We start from the raw sequence: 19,093 nt of genomic DNA on the forward strand, positions 1-19,093 counted from the left end.
CCTGTTCGTGGGCATAGCCGATGGCGATGGCCCCCAACGGTTCCCAATCAGCCGGCAGATCCAACTGGGAGCGTGCCACGTCGGGGGCGAAGATCGTCGACCCGATCCAGCAGCTGCCCACGCCGCGCACCGCGAGCGCGACGAGCAGGGCCTGGACCGCGGCACCGGCCGCAACGGTGAACATGGTGTGCTCAGCAGCCGTCCGCTGCGCGTCGGGATAGCGGTGCGCCCCATCGGGCACCATGAACGGAACGATCAGCTCTGGTGCGTCGTAGAGAATCTGGCCGCGACCCACCCGGCGGTCGACGGACTCAGCGTCGCGGCCGTCAGCGCTGAGGTCAGCGCGCCACTGGTCTTTCATCGCGTCGAGCAGGCTGATTCGAACGCTCGGGTCCCGGACCCAGACGAACCGCACCGGCCGGGTGTGGTGGGGTGCGGGTGCGGTGAGAGCCTCGCAAACCGCGGCCTCGATGTCGGCAGGGGCAACGGGGTCGCCGCTGAAGTTGCGCACCGAGCGCCGCAGCAACTGGGCCTGCGAACGCCCCAGCGCTATCGCCTCTTCGGTGCCCAGCCAGAACAGATCCTCCTCGCCGGCCCGCACCAGCGTGCGCGCGGTGGATCCGTCGTCGCGAAACCTCAGACCCCGCACCACCGCGACCGGCACCGAGGTAAGTTTCCCCTTCACCAGATCGGCGGCAGCCGCGATCTCGTCGGCGACCGCGATCTCGGTGACGATCAGCTCGTTGCCGTGCTCGTCGCGTTCGCCCGCGTAACCGTGCAGCACGGGCAATCCGGACGCGCCGATTGCGACATCGGTCTGCCCGGTGCGCCAGGCGCGTCCCATCGTGTCGGTGACGACGACGCCCACCCTGACTCCCAGCCGTGTCCGCAGTGCGGAAACCAGCGCCGCCGCGCTGCCGTCGGGATCGACCGGCAGCAGCGCGAGTTCGTGGGAGTCGACGTTGGATCCGTCCACCCCCGCGGCAGCCTGTACCAGGCCCAAGGCGTTCTCGGTGATCAAGGTCCGGCCCTTGCGCGCCAGCACCCGCACTGCCTCACCATCGATCAGCCTGCGCCGCAGCGTATCCCGCAGCTCAGGATCGGCAGGGGCGTCGATGATGCGTCCCTCGCACTTGGACAGCACCTTGCTGGTGACAACGATGACGTCGTTGTCGCGCAACCACGGTGCGGCCTCGGCGATGGCGGCGGCCAGGTCGTCGCCCGGCCGAAACTCGGGCAGGCCGGGGACCGGAAGCAACTCGACGGGCCCGGCTGTTCCATGGTCAGACGCACGACGCTCAGTCACGGCGAAACCCCGGCCAGATCCATTCCGGCCCGGACCATCTCAGCGGTCGCGGCGGGATCGGTCATCAGCAGGGGCACCGAGCGCACCTCGATGCCGTCGAGAGTGGCGTGGTCGCCCTCGCTGATCAGCCAGCCGTCGAGGATTCCGGTCGAGGACCGGGCCCCGTAGTGCCCGCCCACCGCTTCGGACGTGCTGGACACCCCGATGACCGACAGGCATTCGTCGGCCATACCGCGCAACGGCTTTCCGGCAATGATGGGGGAGTAGCCGATGACCGGCGCCGACGTCGTGCGTAAGGCACCCCGGACACCGCCGATCGCCAGGATCGCGCCGACGCTGACCACCGGGTTGGACGGGGCGATCAACACGACGTCGGCGCCGGTGATCGCCTCGGTGACACCGGGGCCCGCGGTCGCAGTGTCGGCACCCACGAACGCGAAACTATCCGTGGGCACCTTGGCCCGATACCGGACCCACCACTCCTGAAAGTGGACGGCTCGCTTGTCGCCGGCCTGCTCGCCGGGGCCGGGATCGGTGATCACGACGTGGGTCTCGCTGCGGTCGTCGCTGGCGGGAAGCAGTCGTGCACCGGGCGACCAGCGGCCGCACAACGCTTCGGTCACCGCCGACAGCGGGTAGCCCGCCCGCAGCATCTGGCTGCGCACCAGATGGGTGGCCAGGTCGCGGTCGCCCAAGCCGAACCAATCCGGCTGAACGCCGTAGGCGGCGAGTTCCTCCTTCGCGTGCCAGGTTTCATTGCGATGCCCCCAACCACGCGCAGAGTCGATGCCCCCGCCCAGGGTGTACATGCAGGTGTCGAGGTCGGGGCAGATGCGCACCCCGAACATCCACGCGTCGTCTCCGACATTGACGACTGCGGTCAATTCGTGCGCGTCCTGATTCGGCCCGCCCTGATTCTTGACGCCGAACTGGCCCAAGCCCAACAGGTGTTGCACTCCCAAGAGGAATCGTGCACCGCCGACGCCGCCGACCAGAACCGTGACCTTCACACCGACCGAGAGTAGGCCGTTGGGCTCCAAGGCGTTCGTCCGACCGGGTAGTCGGAAGGAGAGTGAACCAATGGTGAAGATGGGACTGATGAGGCGCCGCGCGGGAGAGTGATAGACACACCACAACACGACGCGCCGAATTTGGATCACGGAATGGTATGGAATTCGGTTGAAATGCTTGACCGTGGCAGCCAACGCGTGTGTAATCACACCAGTGTCATTTCGCGGTTGGCCAGCCGGTTCCGGTGTCGCAGACCGAGATTCGATCACTTGTTCGAATTAGGTTGGTCACGCTTCGCGATCGTGGGGCCGACACACACGGAATTACGAAACCAGCAAGGAGGGGAACATGGCTTTTGAACAGGCCGATTTCGACAATTCGGTCCCGTTCGACTTTACGCTCCTGGGCACGGTCGGAAGTGCTCCGCACATCCAGACCGGACCGGCACCGATCGCGGGAGGCGAGCGCCCCCAGTTGAGCTTGGTGCCCGACCGCGGTGATCCACTCGGCGACGACCCAGCTCTCGCCGAAGAAGACCAATGGCAAGAGCGCGCCCTGTGCGCTCAGACCGATCCCGAGGCGTTCTTCCCCGAAAAGGGTGGTTCGACACGCGAGGCCAAGCGGATTTGTTTGGGCTGCGAGGTTCGCGACGAGTGTCTCGATTACGCGCTGGCCAACGACGAACGCTTCGGTATCTGGGGCGGCCTGTCGGAGCGAGAGCGTCGGCGGATCAAGCGCGGCATCATCTGAATCTCTGCGCGCAAGCGCTCATCGCAATCTGAGGCTCCTCGGGAGCCAGACCTCTACTGCTCACCCAGCGTCGGGTCGATCACGGACGGTTCGACGCCCAGATAGGTGGCCACCTGCGCCACCAACAACTCGTGCAACAATTCGATCAACTCGACGGTGTCCTTGGCGCGTCGCTCGATCGGCTTGCGAAACAACACAATTCGCGCCCGCGTGGAGTTACCGCGGACGTCAACACCGGCCGCAATGAGCCGGGCCAGCGCGATGGGCCCGTCGGCCACCACCTCCGGTGGCCACTGCACACTGCCTGGATCCTTCGGGGATATCCGGGGTATCTCGTCGACTGCCACGTCCAGCGTCGACACCCGCTCCCGCCAGCGCCGCTCGATCGGTTCGTAGGCCTCCAGCACGGCCATATCGAAACGCTCGGCGCGACTGCGCCAGCCCGGAACGGTCCGCGGGAGCAGGGTTCCGCGCATCTCCCGGCCCCGCCGGGAGCCCCGGAAATTGAGCCCGGTCACAAAAATGATCGTAACGGTTGGGGATCGGGGGCCCCGCGACTGCGCGTGTCCGGCGCCATACGGGCGATTATGCGCGCTAACCTTCCGCTGTGAATGTTCCCCGTCGCTGCTGCAGGCCTGGGTGCCCTCACTACGCAGTCGCGACGCTCACCTTCGTCTATTCCGACTCGACGGCCGTAGTGGGTCCGTTGGCCACCGTGTCCGAGCCGCACTCCTGGGATCTGTGTGTCCTGCATGCCGGCCGCATCACCGCCCCGCGTGGCTGGGAACTGGTTCGCCATGCCGGTTCGCTGCCGCCACACCCCGATGACGATGACCTGGTGGCTCTTGCCGATGCGGTGCGCGAGGGCAGCGAGGGTTCCAGTCTCGGCGCGTCGGTAGGTAGCTTCACCGCGGGTTTCAGCGATCCGGTCACCGGCGCGAAGGGTGGCGCTCTGATGGCCCCGCCGGCCCCGCGGCCCGAAACCAACGGCCGCCGTCGCGGGCATCTGCGCGTGTTGCCCGACCCCGCCGACTAGAGCCCGACCTTCGCCGAAATGGCATTCCGGAAGTTCGGCTCTCGAGCCTTCCCTGCTGAAATGCAGTTTCGGCGCAAGAGAGCGCCGTAGAGACTGCGCGTGACGGCTAGGCTGGCTGCAACACCCACCTGTCCCAAGGAGCTCTATGTCTCGGCCCGCTGCGGTGGTACACAGCGTCATCAAGGCCTATGACGTGCGTGGACTCGTGGGCGAGGAGATCGATGAGCAGTTCGTCTCCGAAGTCGGTGCCGCGTTTGCCAGGTTGGTCCGCGAGGGCGGGCGGATAGTCATCGGCCACGATATGCGGGCCAGTTCGCCGCCGCTGGCCAAGGCGTTCGCCGAGGGCGTGCTGGCCCAGGGACTCGATGTGGTGCACATCGGTCTCGCATCCACCGATCAGCTCTACTTCGCCTCCGGCCTGCTGGACTGCCCGGGCGCGATGTTCACCGCCAGCCACAACCCCGCCGCCTACAACGGGATCAAGCTGTGTCGCGCCGGTGCCAAGCCGGTCGGCAAGGACACCGGGCTGACGACGGTCAGTGACGAGGTCATCGCCGGCGTACCCGAGTTCGACGGCCCGCGCGGCACGGCCAGTGAGCGAGACGTCCTCGCCGATTACGGAGAGTTCCTTCGAAGCCTGGTCGACATCGGCGGGCAGCGTCCGCTGCGGGTCGCCGTCGATGCAGGCAACGGCATGGCCGGCCACACCGCGCCCGCGGTACTGGGCCCGATCTCGTCGGTCACCGTGTCGCCGCTGTTCTTCGAACTCGACGGCACGTTCCCCAACCATGAGGCCAACCCGCTGGACCCGGCCAACCTCGTCGACCTGCAGGCCTACGTCTTGGAGACTGGTGCTGACATCGGCCTGGCCTTCGATGGTGACGCCGACCGGTGCTTCGTCGTCGACGAGAAGGGCCAGGCGGTGTCGCCGTCGGCGGTGACCGGGCTGGTCGCCGCGCGGGAACTGACCCGCGAGATCGGGGCGACCGTCATCCACAACCTCATCACCTCGCGCGCGGTACCCGAGCTGATCGTCGAGCGTGGGGGCACGCCGGTACGGTCCCGAGTCGGACATTCCTATATCAAGGGACTGATGGCCGAGACCGGAGCGATCTTCGGCGGCGAACACTCCGCGCACTACTACTTCCGTGACTTCTGGGGCGCGGATTCCGGGATGCTGGCCGCTCTGCACGTGCTGGCCGCGCTGGGCGAGCAGGATCGCCCGCTTTCGGAGATGATGGCCGACTACCAGCGGTACGAAGCCTCCGGTGAAATCAACTTCACCGTCACCGACGCCCCGGGCACCGTGGATGCGGTGCTGCAGGCCTACGGCAATCGCGTGCAGGCCCTCGATCACCTCGACGGGGTGACCGTCGACCTCGGTGACGGCAGCTGGTTCAACATGCGGATGTCCAATACGGAGCCTTTGCTGCGCCTCAACGTAGAAGCCCGCACGCCCGAGTCGGTGAAGCAGATCGTCGACGAGGTCGCCGGTCATATTGCCGCGGGCGCAAAGGAACTGACGTGAACACCAGCCCGGCGTCGGCCGCAGTTGTCGATCTCGACGATACCGAGGGATTGCTGGCAGCCGACCGAATGGGTTTGCTCCGTGCGGCCTCGATGGCCGGTGCCCAGGTGCGCGCCATCGCGGCGGCACTGGAGGAGGGCGAGCTGGACGCGGTTCGCTCCGACGCTCCACCCCGCACGCTGGTGTGGGTGGCCGGGCGCGGCCCCGCAGAGAACGCGGGAGCGATGCTCGCCGCAGCGCTGGGCGGGTCGGTCGGCACCCCTTTCGTCGTGGCATCCGAGGCGCCGCCGTGGATCGGTGCGCTCGATGTCCTGGTCGTCGCCGGTGACGACCCCGGCGATCCGCTTCTGGTGTCAGCCGCGGCGATGGGTGTGCGACGCGGCGCCCGCGTCATCGTGGTGGCCCCCTACGAGGGTCCGCTGCGGGACGCCACCGCCGGCCGTTCGGTCGTGTTGGCGCCGAGACTGCCGGTGCCCGAAGACTTCACCCTGACCCACTACCTGGCTGCCGGGCTGGCCACCATGGAGGTGATCGCCCCGGGCAACCGCGTGGACCTTACGGCGCTGGCCGACGAGTTGGATGCCGAGGCATTCCGAAACAGCGCCGGGCATGAGCTGTTCACCAATCCGGCCAAGGGCCTGGCCGAGTGGATGGCCGGCCGTGAGGTCGTATTCGCGGGCGACACCGCGGCGCTGCTGGCGCTGGCCCGGCACGCGTGCACGGTCATGCTGCGCGTCGCGCACAAGGCCGTGGCCGCCGTCGGGTTGGCTGACGCGCTGGTCGCGATCGGCACGGGCTGGGGCCGTGATGCGACCGGCTCCAGCGAGGCCTCGATCTTTCACGACGAGGAGATCGATGGTCCGTTACCGCAACGCACCCGCACCCTCGTGCTGACTACCGATGCCGAACGGCCCGCTGTCACCGCGCGACTGACAGGTTTCGATGACGTCCATGTGGTCAATTCCAACGACGTGCCAGACTCCCCGGACACTGTTGCCGCAGAACAAGATCAGGGGAAGCCAGGCCTTGTGCCAGGTTCCGAGAATCGGCGTACTGAACAGCAGCTGGCGCTGTTGGCGGTCCGTATCGAGATGGCGGCGGTCTACCAGCGGTTGGTTCGAGGTTGAGATAAGTGCATCTGCTGAGGGGAGCGGTGCGGACCTACGCGTGGGGTTCGAGGACCGCGATTGCTGAGTTCACCGGTGCGCCAAGCCCGGCCGCCCACCCCGAAGCCGAGCTGTGGTTCGGTGCTCATCCGGGGGACCCGGCGTGGTTGCAGACCGACAACGGTGAGCGATCTTTGCTCGATGCACTGCGCGAGGACCCGGGCGGCGAACTCGGCGCGGCGGTGCGGGGACGGTTCGGTGACACGCTGCCCTTTCTGGTGAAGGTTCTCGCCGCCGACGAGCCGCTGTCGTTGCAGGCGCACCCGAGCATGCAGCAGGCGGTGGAGGGGTTCGCCCGCGAGGAGCGGTTGGGCATTCCAGTGAATGCGCCCATCCGCAATTATCGCGACCGCAGCCACAAGCCCGAACTCCTGGTGGCGCTGAGTCCTTTCGAGGCGCTGGCCGGGTTTCGGCCTGCCGCGCGCACTGTCGAGTTGATGCAGGCGATCGCCCCGGGTGTGCTGGAGCCGTTCATCAACTTGCTGTCGTGGGAGTCCGATGCTGACGGGCTGCGGGCGCTGTTCACAACCTGGATCACCTACCCCCAGCGCGGCCTCGAGCAGTTGGTGCCCGCCGTGATCGATGGTGCCATCAACTACGTGCGCTCCAGCGAGCGGGAATTCGCCGCCGAGGCCAGGACCGTGCTCGAACTCGGCGAGCGCTATCCCGGCGATGCCGGCGTCCTTGCCTCGATGTTGTTGAACAGGGTGAGACTCGCTCCAGGCGAAGGTATCTACCTGCCCGCGGGGAACCTGCATGCCTACCTGGCAGGTATCGGCATCGAGGTGATGGCCAACTCCGACAACGTGTTACGTGGCGGGCTCACACCCAAACACGTCGACGTCGCCGAGCTACTGCGAGTTCTCGATTTCAGCCCGGCCAGCAACGTCGTGGTACACCCCGAATCTCGAAGGGACGGAGCCGAACTGGTTTACGAGACCCCGGCACCGGAGTTCGCGGTGTCGGTGCTCAAGGTCGACGGAGAGCAACTGGGGCACGAGATCGACGCACCGACCCGACACGACGGCCCGCAGATTCTGCTGTGTACCGAGGGTGCAGCCACGCTGTACGCCAAGACGGGTGAGGTGTTGCTCGAGCGCGGCGCGGCGGCCTGGGTGGCCGCCGACGACGGCCCTATCAGGCTGGAGGCCCAGGAGTCGACCCGGTTGTTTCGCGTGACCGTCGGGGACTGACCGTCGGGGTCGCCCAACCTCGGGGTCGCCCAACCTCGGGGTCGCCCAACCTCGGCGAGAGCGCGTGTCTGCACGCCGACGCGCCGCTATCGCCGGCATTTTGCGCGCGCTCATGGCTGATGAGGGTGCGCATCTCAACGCAACATGCCGACCGGTGATGACGCCAGCACGCCCACCCGCCCTGACGCCGACAGGCTCACCCGCGACAGCGCCGCTTTACAAAACAGATACCTGTGTCTAGACACGCGACAAAATGGCGTATATAGTCAACTCTGAACGGTGACTGTACTCACATCAAGGAGGCATTGGGGTGACCACAGGAATGTCGGCAGAGTCCGAGATCGACGTTGAGCAGTGGCGTGACAAGAAGCGCTACCTCTGGCTGATGGGTCTGATCGTGCCGACGGCATTGTTCGTGATGATCCCGTTGGTGTGGGCGCTCAACCAATTGGGTTGGCACGCGGCCGCGCAGGTGCCGTTCTGGATCGGTCCGATCCTGCTGTACCTGGTGCTGCCTGCTCTAGATTTGCGCTTCGGCCCTGACGGCCAGAACCCACCCGATGAGGTGATGGCGCGACTGGAGAACGACAAGTACTACCGCTACTGCACTTACATCTTCATCCCGTTCCAGTACGCCAGTGTGATCTTCGGCGCCTACCTGTTCACCGCTTCCAACCTGAGCTGGCTTGGATTCGACGGCTCCCTGGGCTGGCCGGCCAAGATCGGGTTGGCGTTGACGGTGGGCGTGCTCGGAGGCGTCGGCATCAACACCGCCCATGAGATGGGCCATAAAAAGGACGACCTGGAACGCTGGCTGGCCAAGATCACCCTCGCCCAGACCGGCTACGGCCACTTCTACATCGAGCACAATCGCGGACACCACGTCCGGGTCGCCACGCCCGAGGACCCCGCGTCGGCCCGATTCGGCGAGACATTCTGGGAGTTCCTGCCGCGCAGCGTGTGGGGCTCGATGAAGTCGTCGTGGGAACTGGAGGCCGCGCGGTTGCGTCGGCAGGGCAAGAGTCCCTGGCACTGGTCCAACGACGTGCTCAACGCCTGGGCGATGTCAGTCGTGCTCTACGGCATCCTGATCGCTGTCTTCGGGCTGGCGCTGATCCCCTTCATCGTGATCTCGGCGGTGTTCGGTTTCGCGTTGCTGGAGACGGTCAACTATCTCGAACACTACGGCCTGATGCGTCAGAAGACGGCCAGCGGTCGCTACGAGCGGTGCGCACCTGAACACAGCTGGAACTCCGACCATTTGGTGACCAACCTGTTCCTCTATCACCTGCAGCGGCACAGCGATCATCACGCCAACCCGACGCGCCGCTACCAGACGCTGCGCAGCATGGAAGGCGCCCCGAACCTGCCCAGTGGGTATGCGTCGATGATCTCGCTGACGTACTTCCCGCCGCTGTGGCGCAAGATCATGGACCATCGGGTGCTCGAGCACTACAACGGCGACATCACCCGGGTCAATATTCACCCGCGGATGCGGGCCAAGGTGCTGGCCAAGTACGGCACCCACGCGCCCGAGGAGCACTCGGGCACCGACGATCGGGCCGGAGCCGATGCATGACCGGCTATCGCTGCCCCGGCTGTGACTACGTCTACGACGAGGCGAAAGGGTCACCGCGAGAGGGATTCCCGGCCGGCACCGCGTGGAGCGACATTCCCGATGAGTGGTGCTGCCCGGATTGTTCGGTACGAGAAAAGGTCGACTTCGAAGAGATGGGTGCAAGCACATGAGTGAAGAGCAGACAGCCGCCGACTACAAGTTGTTCGTTTGCGTGCAGTGTGGCTTCGAATACGACGAATCCAAGGGCTGGCCCGAGGACGGCATTGCGCCCGGAACCCGTTGGGACGACATCCCCGAGGACTGGAGCTGCCCTGATTGCGGCGCCGCGAAATCGGATTTCGAGATGGTCGAGGTGTCCCCGGTATGACCGCACAGTCATCCCCCGCGAGCGTGCGCAGTTGTACGCGACGCGCCGAGTGGTGGCGTGCAGACACGCACGCTCGCGGGACGGGGCCGCTCGGGGGCCGATCCGGGACGGGGCCGCTCGGGGGAGGCGCACGGTGATCAGGACAGCTTGGGCGGGCGCTCCCACCGAAAGCGATAGTGTCGGCCGCGTGGGCCGCGCCAACGACAGAAGGATCGCGCAACGGATCCCGTACGCCGAGGCGTCGCGGGTTCTGCTGCGCGACTCCATTCTCGACGGCATGCGCGAGTTGCTGCTGGTCCGCGACTGGTCTTCGATCACCCTGTCCGACGTCGCCAAGGCCGCCGGCATCAGCCGTCAAACGATCTACAACGAGTTCGGTTCGCGACAGGGCCTGGCCCAGGGCTACGCACTACGGTTGGCCGATCGATTGGTCGACCAGATCAACGGCGCCATCAAAGACAACGTCGGCGACATCTACGCTGCCTTCCTGCAGGGGTTTCGCGACTTCTTCGCCGAGTCTGCCGCAGATCCCTTGGTGATCTCGCTGCTGTCCGGTTCATCGAAGCCCGATCTGCTGCAGATCATCACGACCGACAGTGCGCCGATCATCTCCCGGTGTTCGGCCCGGCTGACCGAATCATTCATGGAGGGCTGGGTAGCTACCAGCCGGGAGGACGCCGGAGTGCTGGCCAGGGCCATCGTCCGGCTGGCCATGAGCTACGTCTCGATGCCGCCGGAGGCCGACCACGATGTGGCTCAAGACCTGGCCCGATTGATGTCTCCGTTCGCTGAACGCTACGGTGTGGTGGATACCCTTTAGCCGGCAGAGCGCTACAAGCGCCTGTCCCGCGAGCCCGCAGGCTACGGGTATTGCATGGGTATCTGCACTGGTGCCTGCACCGATATCGCACAGGTATCCGCATGGGTGTCGCCAGCGGTTTTCGCCGCGAGCACAACCATGCGCCCACCGGCAATGCCTCACCGGCAATGCCGACCGAAGAATGCCGAACGTAAAGAGGGGCTCTACATGACTGCACCGACGCTGACCGCCGATGTCCGCAATGGCATCGACTTCAAGGTCGCCGACCTGGAACTGGCCGAATTCGGCCGCAAGGAGATCCGGCTGGCCGAACACGAGATGCCCGGGCTGATGGCATTGCGCCGCGAATACGCCGATGTGCTGCCGCTCAAGGGTGCACGTATTTCGGGTTCGCTGCACATGACCGTTCAGACCGCGGTGCTCATCGAGACTCTGGTAGCGCTGGGCGCTGAGGTCCGATGGGCGTCGTGCAACATTTTCTCCACCCAGGACCACGCCGCGGCGGCCACCGTCGTCGGCCCACACGGCACCCCCGCCGAGCCCACCGGCATTCCGGTCTTCGCCTGGAAGGGCGAGTCGCTCGAGGATTACTGGTGGGCAGCAGAGCAGATGCTCACCTGGCCCGACCAGCCGGCCAACATGATCCTCGACGACGGCGGTGACGCCACGATGCTGGTGCTGCGCGGCGCGCAGTTCGAAAAAGCCGGCGTCGTGCCGCCCACCGAGGACGATGCCTCCGACGAGTACAAGGTGTTCCTGGCGTTGATCCGCAAGCGCTTCGAGACCGACAAATCCAAGTGGACCAAGATCGCCGAAGCCGTTAAGGGCGTCACCGAGGAGACCACCACCGGCGTGCTGCGGCTCTACCAGTTCGCCGCCGCCGGCGAGCTGTGCTTCCCGGCCATCAACGTCAACGACTCGGTAACCAAGAGCAAGTTCGACAACAAGTACGGCACCCGGCACTCGCTGATCGACGGCATCAACCGCGGCACCGACGTGCTGATCGGTGGCAAGGCAGCGCTGGTCTGCGGCTACGGTGACGTCGGCAAGGGCTGCGCGGAGGCGCTCAAAGCTCAGGGTGCCCGCGTCGCGGTCACCGAGATCGACCCGATCAACGCGCTGCAGGCGCTGATGGACGGCTTCGAGATCAAGACTGTCGAACAGGCCATCGGGTGGGCGGACATCATCATCACCGCCACCGGCAACCAGGACATCATCACCCTCGACCACATGAAGTCGATGAAGCACCAGGCGATCCTCGGCAACATCGGTCACTTCGACAACGAGATCGAGATGGCCCGTCTTGAGCGGGATCCCAACATTCGTCGAATCAACATCAAGCCGCAGGTCGACGAGTTCATCTTCACCGACGGCCACTCCATCATCGTGCTGAGCGAGGGCCGGCTGCTCAATCTGGGCAACGCCACCGGCCACCCGTCGTTCGTGATGAGCAACAGCTTCTCCAACCAGGTGATCGCGCAGATCGAGCTGTGGACCAAGAACGACGAGTACGACAACGAGGTCTACCGGCTGGCCAAGCACCTCGACGAGAAGGTCGCCAAGATCCACGTCGAGGCGCTGGGCGGCACGCTGACCAAACTGACCAAGGAGCAGGCCGAGTACATCGGCGTTGACGTGGACGGTCCATACAAGCCGGAGCACTATCGCTACTGATGCGGCCACGGTGGCTCGCCGACCGCTGCAACGGGTTGCCGACGGCCTCGGCCTGCGGCCAGTTCTAGCGGATTAGGCTCGCAGAGTGCTCATCGTCATCGAGGGGGTCGACGGCGCCGGCAAGCGGACGTTGACCAACGGTCTGCGCTCGGCGTTCGAGGCCGGCGGCCGCTCCGTGGCCAACCTTGCGTTTCCGCGCTACGGAGCGTCCGTGCCCGCCGACCTGGCAGCTGAGGCTCTGCACGGCAGCCACGGCGACCTGGCCGAATCGGTGTATGCGATGGCGGTGCTGTTCGCGATGGACCGTGCCGGCGCCAAGGACGAGATCGAGCACCTCAGGGCCGCCTACTCGGTGGTCATCCTGGACCGCTACGTCGCGTCCAACGCGGCCTACAGCGCGGCCCGGCTGCACCAGCGTGCCGATGAAGATGCGGTGGCCTGGGTGGGCGACCTCGAATATGGACGGCTGAAGCTGCCCGCGCCGGATTGGCAGGTGCTGCTCGACGTGCCGACGGAGTTGGCCGCACAGCGCGCGGTCGACCGGGCCGCCACCGAGGCCGATCGCGCCCGCGATGCCTACGAACGCGACGACGGTCTGCAACGCCGTACCTCCGCCGTCTACGCCGAGCTGGCCGCCGCCAACTGGGGTGGCCGGTGGGCGGTGGCCCGGCCTGACGTCGACGCCGGTGAACTCGCAGCCAGACTGCAGTAACGCCGACATCGCTGCACAGCGGGGGTGGTCCGGCCGATCAGGCAACAGCGTGACATCCGCGACATCGTTGACGCGGTGTAAGTACCTTCGAAGCCGTGGGGCCGCTACAGGGATTCTTGACGACCTGGTCGCAGGCGCGTCAGACCTTCGGTCAGGGCGTGCCCGCCGGCGGATCGCACCTCGACGGCAGCGCTAACCTGCGGAAACTGCAGGCCGACGTCGAATCCGCTGCACCGGGACGCCACTGGCAGGGCGGCGCGGCGACCGCCTACGCCGCGGCCAACACGGCACACGCGCAGGTGTTCGGGAAGCTGGCTGATCTCGACGTCAGGCTGGCCGCCGAGATCGACAAGTCCGCTCGGGTCATCACCCGCGGGCGCGCCGAACTCGATGACGTTCGCGACCGGGTTGTCAACGCCGCGTCCTCGGTGCCGAGCAACCAGGCCGAGGGGCAGATCATGTTGATCGTGTCCAAGGGCCTGGGTCAGCTTCGCGCGGTCCTGTCGAAAACCCACGGGGAACTCAACACCATCGGAGCCCAGATCGAGCAGATCGGCGCCGAATACGCGCGGCTCGGCATGCAGAAATTCCCTCCGTGATGTCCCTGGGTGGCGCCGAGATGCCCCCGACGAGCGGGTAAATCCCGGCCGGGAGCCGGTGAACACGCAAATCGCCCGGTGTGGTATCCGAGCATTATCGCAATCTGGTGACACCATGGACACCATGAGGCAAAGGATTCTGGTCGTCGATGACGACCCTTCGCTCGCCGAGATGCTCACCATCGTGCTGCGCGGGGAGGGCTTCGACACCGCGGTCGTCGGTGACGGCACTCAGGCGCTGACGGCCGTACGTGAGTTGCGCCCCGATCTGGTGCTGCTCGATCTCATGCTGCCCGGCATGAACGGCATCGACGTGTGTCGGGTGCTGCGCGGAGACTCCGGTGTGCCCATCGTGATGTTGACCGCCAAGACCGACACCGTCGACGTGGTGCTCGGCTTGGAATCCGGTGCCGACGACTACGTGATGAAGCCGTTCAAACCCAAGGAATTGGTCGCGCGAGTACGCGCCCGGCTGCGTCGCAACGAAGACGAGCCCGCCGAGATGCTCTCGATCGCCGACGTGGACATCGACGTCCCCGCCCACAAGGTCACCCGGCTGGGTGAACAAATCTCGCTGACCCCGCTGGAGTTCGATCTACTGGTGGCGTTGGCACGCAAACCCCGCCAGGTGTTTACTCGTGATGTGCTGCTCGAACAGGTATGGGGTTATCGCCACCCCGCTGACACCCGTTTGGTGAACGTGCACGTCCAGCGTCTGCGGGCCAAAGTCGAGAAAGACCCGGAGAACCCGCAGGTGGTGCTCACCGTTCGAGGAGTGGGATACAAGGCCGGACCTCCGTGATCCGCACCGCTCGGCGGTGGTCGTGATCTTCGGCTCAAGACGGCGTATCCACCGGCGGTCTGCACCACTGATTCGCGGCCTGAGTGCGCTGGGCCGAACGATAGGACTGGCGTGGCGGCGTTCGCTGCAGCTGCGTGTGGTCACGATGACGCTGGGCTTGTCGCTTGCGGTCATCATGGTGCTCGGGTTCGTGTTGACGAGCCAGATCACCGATCGCATCTTGGAAGTCAAAGTGAACGCCGCGAACGAGGAGATCGAACGCGCCCGCCCCACGGTCAGCGGAATCGTCGGTGGTGAGGAAACCCGCTCGCTGGACAGCAGCCTGCAGCTGGCCCGCAACACGTTGGTCGACCGTAAGTCAGATGCCGGCGCCGGCCTGGCCGGGGCATTTGACGCGGTGCTCATCGTTCCCGGTGACGGTCCGCGCGCGGCCACTTCCGCGGGTCCGGTCGACCAGATTCCCAACACGTTGCGCGACTTCGTCAACGCGGGACAGGTCAGCTACCAGTACTCGACGGTGCACACCGACGGCTTCTCCGGGCCGGCGCTGATCATCGGCAGCCCGACGCCGTCGCCGGTGGCCAACCTGGAGCTCTACCTGATCTTCCCGCTCAACAGCGAGGAATCCACGATCGCGCTGATGCGCGGAACGCTGGCTACCGGCGCGGTGGTGCTGCTCGGTCTGCTGGCCGCGATCGCGCTGCTGGTAGTACGGCAGATCGTGCTGCCGGTGCGTTCGGCGTCGCGGATCGCCGAGCGGTTCGCCGAAGGTCACCTGGCAGAACGCATGTCGGTGCGCGGTGAGGACGACATGGCGCGCCTGGCGGTGTCGTTCAACGACATGGCCGAGAGCCTGCAGCGCCAGATCGCCCAACTCGAGGAGTTCGGCAATCTGCAACGCCGATTCACCTCCGACGTCAGCCACGAACTTCGCACGCCGCTGACGACCGTGCGAATGGCCGCCGACCTGATCCACGACCACGTCGAAGATCTCGACCCCGCGCTGCGGCGCTCGACGGAGCTCATGGTCAACGAACTCGACCGGTTCGAGTCGCTGCTCAGCGATCTGCTCGAGATCTCCCGCCACGATGCCGGTGTCGCGGAACTGGCCGTCGAAGCCGTCGACCTGCGCTCCATCGTGACCAGCGCACTGGGCAATGTAGGGCACCTTGCCGAGAGCGCTAATGTGGAGGTGGTCGTCGACCTGCCCGCCGACGAGGTCGTCGCCGAGGTCGACGCGCGCCGGGTGGAGCGGATTCTGCGCAACTTGATCGCCAACGCGATCGACCATGCCGAGCACAAAGAGGTACGCATCCGGATGGCCGCCGACGAGGACACTGTGGCCGTCACGGTCCGGGACCACGGCGTGGGCTTACGTCCAGGCGAGGAGAAACTGGTGTTCAGCCGCTTCTGGCGGGCGGATCCCTCACGGGTCCGCCGCTCCGGTGGAACTGGACTCGGTTTGGCGATCAGCATCGAGGACGCCCGGTTGCATCAAGGCAGACTCGAGGCGTGGGGTGAGCCGGGCGAGGGTGCCTGCTTCCGGTTGACGCTGCCGCTGATCCGCGGGCACAAGGTCACCAGCAGCCCGCTGCCGGTCAAACCGTTCGAGGAGGAGGGGAATGGGCCGGGCCGTAAACCGATGCGCGACCCTGAACCGGCAGAGGAGACGGTGTGACACGCTTCTTGGCGGGCGTGTGGCTGTCGGTCGTCGTGCTGGCTCTCGCCGGTTGTGCCGGGGTGCCACACTCCTCGTCGCCGCAGGCGATCGGCACTGTCGAGCGGCCGGCGCCGCCTAGCCTGCCCGAGCCCACACCGGGAATGGACCCCGATGTACTGCTGCGTGAATTCCTCAAGGCAACAGCCGATCCCGCCAACCGCCATCTCGCCGCCCGGCAATTCCTCACCGAGTCTGCTTCCAACACGTGGGATGACGCCGGTAGTGCGCTGCTGATCGACAACGTGGTGTTCGTCGAGACCAGGACAGCGGACAGGGTGTCGGTATCCATGCGCGCCGACATACTGGGCTCGCTGTCGGATATCGGGGTGTTCGAGACGGGCGAAGGTGCGTTACCCGACACCGGCGAGATCGAACTGGTGAAGACCTCGGACGGCTGGCGCATCGACCGTCTACCCAACGGGGTCTTCCTGGACTGGGAGCAGTTCCAGTCCACTTACAAGCGCACCACCCTCTACTTCGCCGATCCGACGGGCAAGACGGTGGTGCCCGACCCGCGTTACATCGCGACGTCTGACCCCGATCAGCTTCCCACCGAACTGGTCAGCAAGCTGATCGCGGGTCCGCGGCCGGAGATGGTCGAGACGGTGCGAAATCTGCTTGAGCCGCCGTTGAAGTTGCGCGGACCGGTGACGCGTGCCGACGGCGGAAAGACCGGGGTCGGGCGCGGCTACGGCGGCGCCCGCATCGACCTGGACGACCTGTCCACCACAGATCCCCACAGCAGACAACTACTTGCCGCACAGCTCATCTGGACGCTTTCCCGGGCTGGCGTGAACGGGCCCTATGTGATCAACGCCGACGGCGCGGCGCTCGACGACCGGTTCGCCGCGGGGTGGGATACCGCCGATGTGGCCGCGACCGATCCCGGTGCTGCCGATGGCGCCGCAGCGGGTCTGCACGCACTCGTCGACGGCTCGCTGGTGAAGCTGGACGGTCTGCGGTCCCTCCGGGTGGTGGGGTCGTTCGGGCAGATGCCCGGGCAGACGGCCGCGGCGCTGTCGCGTACCGGCCAGATGGTCGCCTCGATCGTTACGCTGCGCCCCGACGCGCCCGATATGTCGTCGTCCCTGTGGGCAGGACCGTTGGGCGGCGAGGCATCCCAGGCCATCGATGGACGTAGCCTGACCCGGCCCACCTGGTCGCTGGACGACGCGATCTGGGTGGTCATCGATGGCATCAACGTGGTGCGTGTCATCCAGGACGCCTCGGGCCAGCCCGCCCGCATTCCGGTCGACTCCATCGCGGTGTCAACCCGATTCCCCGGCGAGATCACCGAACTGCAACTCTCCCGCGACGGCACCCGCGCGGCCATGGTGATCGAGGGCCGGGTGATCCTGGCCGGGGTCGAGCAGACCGAAGGCGGCGGTTATGCGCTGACCTTTCCCCGGCGGTTGGGTTTCGGGCTGGGTGACACGGTGGTGTCGCTGTCCTGGCGCACCGGCGATGACATTGTCGTGAGCCGCACTGACGTCCAGAATCCGGTGTCCTATGTCAACCTCGATGGTGTGAACTCTGATGGCCCGAGCCAAAGTCTGCTGATGCCGGTGACGACGGTGGTGGCCAACCCGTCGGCGGTCTATGTCGCAGACGGCCGTGGTGTGCTGCAACTCTCCGGTTCGGCCGCTGAGGGCGATCCAGGGTGGACCGAGGTGGGGCCGCTGATGGTCGCGGGCGCGCTACCGGTGCTGCCGGGCTGATTGTTGATGTCGTCAGAGAAAGGTCGCAATGAATATCGATGACGTGCGGGTTCCCCGCAAGACGGTGATCGCCGGCGCGGGAGTCGGGGTGGCGGCCGTCGCGCTGTCGGCCTGCTCGAGTGGCGGGGGTTCGGGTTCCGGCGAGGGGTCCGCAGCGCCTGAGGTTCTCACGACGACGGCCGATGTGCCCGTCGGATCGGGTGTCATCGTCGGCGACGTGGTGGTGACCCAGCCCGAAGAAGGGGACTTCAAAGGCTTCTCGGCGGTGTGCACGCACACCGGCTGCCTGATCAACGAGGTGGCTGACGGGACGATCAATTGCCCGTGCCACGGCAGCAAATTCAGCCTCGATGGCGAGGTGCTCAACGGTCCGGCGACGCGACCGTTGAACGCGGAAGCTATTACAGTGCAGGGGGATTCCATCCTGCTCAGTTGATCCGTTCGGCTGCCGCTGGTCGAGAGTGAAGCCGCCGCCGGTCGAGAGTGAAGCCGCCGCTGGTCGAGAGTGAAGCCAGGGTCGCAATCCGGGGAAATCTGCAGCGCTGGATTCACTTTCGCGGTTGCCACTCTGAAATACGAGGGACAGAGTCGATACGGGGCGCTGCCGGACCGTGCTCGAGGCAGTTCGGTTGGCTGTCAGACGGCTTCGGGTCCCCTGGCTATTCAATTTGGCGCGGGGAGAGAGCAGAGCGGCCCGGTAGCATCGCAAACCGTGTGGTGTGATCGGCGGTTGGTGGAGGTGAGCCAATGAATATGCCGCCTGGGGCTGGTCCTCCTTGGTCGCCGAATCCATCGCCGTCGCCTGGAGCGCCTTCGGACCGTGCCCATCGCCGACGCTGGATCGTGCTGGGTGTCTCTTTTGCGGTCGTCGTAGCAGTCGTCGTTGGGTCGTTGGTGTGGAACGGAATGTCGACGCGCAACGCTGCTGGTATTGCCCCTCCTGCTGCTGGCGATGGCGTCGATCGGACAGTCGGGTTGCTGCGGGAGAAGGACCCTGTATGCGATGAGTGGCTCGCGGTCTCAAACGAACTTGCTGCAAAGGAGGAAAAATGGGTCGCATCGAATAGGGGAGTCCCAGCACCCGCTTGGACTGCTGAGCAACGTGAGACCTT

At 66.0% G+C, this 19,093-nt stretch carries 20 protein-coding genes; 17 read left to right on the forward strand and 3 right to left on the reverse strand.

Features of this window, described 5'->3' with window-relative positions; all coding sequences use genetic code 11:
* Positions 1-1,306, reverse strand: a 1,306-nt coding sequence (locus ACPGXI_RS15565) for a coenzyme F420-0:L-glutamate ligase (RefSeq protein ID WP_526654492.1), incomplete at its 3' end; no start/stop codon positions are given.
* Positions 1,303-2,316: a 2-phospho-L-lactate transferase gene (gene cofD / locus ACPGXI_RS15570; protein WP_526654494.1), complete on the reverse strand. Its 1,014-nt coding sequence runs from the start codon at positions 2,314-2,316 to the stop codon at positions 1,303-1,305. The genes ACPGXI_RS15565 and cofD, both read right to left, overlap by 4 nt.
* 481 nt (positions 2,317-2,797) lie before the next feature.
* Here cofD and ACPGXI_RS15575 point away from each other — a divergent pair, with 481 nt between their 5' ends.
* Positions 2,798-3,067 (forward strand): WhiB family transcriptional regulator, encoded by a 270-nt coding sequence (locus tag ACPGXI_RS15575; RefSeq protein ID WP_526654520.1) that lies wholly within the window; start codon positions 2,798-2,800, stop codon positions 3,065-3,067.
* Positions 3,068-3,120: 53 nt separating this feature from the next.
* Here ACPGXI_RS15575 and ACPGXI_RS15580 read toward each other — a convergent pair whose 3' ends face one another.
* Entirely contained in the window at positions 3,121-3,543 is a 423-nt protein-coding gene (locus ACPGXI_RS15580) for a metallopeptidase family protein (RefSeq protein ID WP_526654522.1), read from the reverse strand.
* Between the two features lie 131 nt (positions 3,544-3,674).
* Between ACPGXI_RS15580 and ACPGXI_RS15585 the strand changes: the two genes are divergently transcribed.
* The 16 genes from ACPGXI_RS15585 to ACPGXI_RS15660 form a co-directional block, all read left to right on the forward strand.
* Entirely contained in the window at positions 3,675-4,103 is a 429-nt protein-coding gene (locus tag ACPGXI_RS15585; protein WP_526654496.1) for a DUF3499 family protein, read from the forward strand.
* Between the two features lie 145 nt (positions 4,104-4,248).
* Positions 4,249-5,631, forward strand: a complete 1,383-nt coding sequence (locus ACPGXI_RS15590; RefSeq protein WP_526654498.1) for a phosphomannomutase/phosphoglucomutase — start codon at positions 4,249-4,251, stop codon at positions 5,629-5,631.
* 68 nt (positions 5,632-5,699) lie between these two features.
* Complete coding sequence (locus ACPGXI_RS15595; RefSeq protein WP_526654524.1) at positions 5,700-6,758, forward strand: TobH protein; 1,059 nt, start codon at positions 5,700-5,702, stop codon at positions 6,756-6,758.
* A gap of 5 nt (positions 6,759-6,763) precedes the next feature.
* Complete coding sequence (gene manA, locus ACPGXI_RS15600; RefSeq protein ID WP_526654500.1) at positions 6,764-7,990, forward strand: mannose-6-phosphate isomerase, class I; 1,227 nt, start codon at positions 6,764-6,766, stop codon at positions 7,988-7,990.
* A 322-nt stretch (positions 7,991-8,312) separates the two neighbouring features.
* Positions 8,313-9,569 (forward strand): alkane 1-monooxygenase, encoded by a 1,257-nt coding sequence (locus ACPGXI_RS15605; protein ID WP_526654526.1) that lies wholly within the window; start codon positions 8,313-8,315, stop codon positions 9,567-9,569.
* A complete protein-coding gene (locus ACPGXI_RS15610) occupies positions 9,566-9,739 on the forward strand; it encodes a rubredoxin (RefSeq protein ID WP_526654502.1) in 174 nt (57 codons plus the stop codon). Before ACPGXI_RS15605 ends, ACPGXI_RS15610 begins: the two co-directional genes overlap by 4 nt.
* Positions 9,736-9,936 (forward strand): rubredoxin, encoded by a 201-nt coding sequence (locus tag ACPGXI_RS15615; RefSeq protein WP_526654504.1) that lies wholly within the window; start codon positions 9,736-9,738, stop codon positions 9,934-9,936. Before ACPGXI_RS15610 ends, ACPGXI_RS15615 begins: the two co-directional genes overlap by 4 nt.
* A 187-nt stretch (positions 9,937-10,123) precedes the next feature.
* Positions 10,124-10,756, forward strand: coding sequence for a TetR family transcriptional regulator AlkX (alkX, locus tag ACPGXI_RS15620; protein WP_526654506.1), 633 nt, complete (start codon positions 10,124-10,126; stop codon positions 10,754-10,756).
* 207 nt (positions 10,757-10,963) lie between these two features.
* On the forward strand, positions 10,964-12,430 hold the full coding sequence (ahcY, locus tag ACPGXI_RS15625) for an adenosylhomocysteinase (protein ID WP_526654508.1): 1,467 nt from the start codon (positions 10,964-10,966) through the stop codon (positions 12,428-12,430).
* 85 nt (positions 12,431-12,515) lie between these two features.
* Complete coding sequence (locus ACPGXI_RS15630) at positions 12,516-13,142, forward strand: dTMP kinase (RefSeq protein ID WP_526654510.1); 627 nt, start codon at positions 12,516-12,518, stop codon at positions 13,140-13,142.
* A 95-nt stretch (positions 13,143-13,237) separates the two neighbouring features.
* Complete coding sequence (locus ACPGXI_RS15635; RefSeq protein WP_526654512.1) at positions 13,238-13,741, forward strand: EspA/EspE family type VII secretion system effector; 504 nt, start codon at positions 13,238-13,240, stop codon at positions 13,739-13,741.
* Positions 13,742-13,856: 115 nt separating this feature from the next.
* Positions 13,857-14,543 (forward strand): two-component system response regulator MtrA, encoded by a 687-nt coding sequence (gene mtrA, locus ACPGXI_RS15640; RefSeq protein ID WP_526654514.1) that lies wholly within the window; start codon positions 13,857-13,859, stop codon positions 14,541-14,543.
* 22 nt (positions 14,544-14,565) lie between these two features.
* Complete coding sequence (gene mtrB / locus ACPGXI_RS15645) at positions 14,566-16,221, forward strand: MtrAB system histidine kinase MtrB (RefSeq protein ID WP_526654528.1); 1,656 nt, start codon at positions 14,566-14,568, stop codon at positions 16,219-16,221.
* An 8-nt stretch (positions 16,222-16,229) separates the two neighbouring features.
* Positions 16,230-17,981 (forward strand): MtrAB system accessory lipoprotein LpqB, encoded by a 1,752-nt coding sequence (gene lpqB / locus ACPGXI_RS15650; RefSeq protein ID WP_526654530.1) that lies wholly within the window; start codon positions 16,230-16,232, stop codon positions 17,979-17,981.
* Between the two features lie 28 nt (positions 17,982-18,009).
* On the forward strand, positions 18,010-18,417 hold the full coding sequence (locus ACPGXI_RS15655; RefSeq protein ID WP_526654516.1) for a QcrA and Rieske domain-containing protein: 408 nt from the start codon (positions 18,010-18,012) through the stop codon (positions 18,415-18,417).
* Between the two features lie 470 nt (positions 18,418-18,887).
* A partial coding sequence (locus ACPGXI_RS15660) for an ESX-1 system-associated protein (RefSeq protein ID WP_526654518.1) occupies positions 18,888-19,093 on the forward strand: 206 nt, incomplete at its 3' end.

Origin of the sequence: Mycobacterium sp., from assembly GCF_049608025.1 — a bacterium.
In the GTDB taxonomy this organism is placed as follows: Bacteria; Actinomycetota; Actinomycetes; order Mycobacteriales; family Mycobacteriaceae; genus Mycobacterium.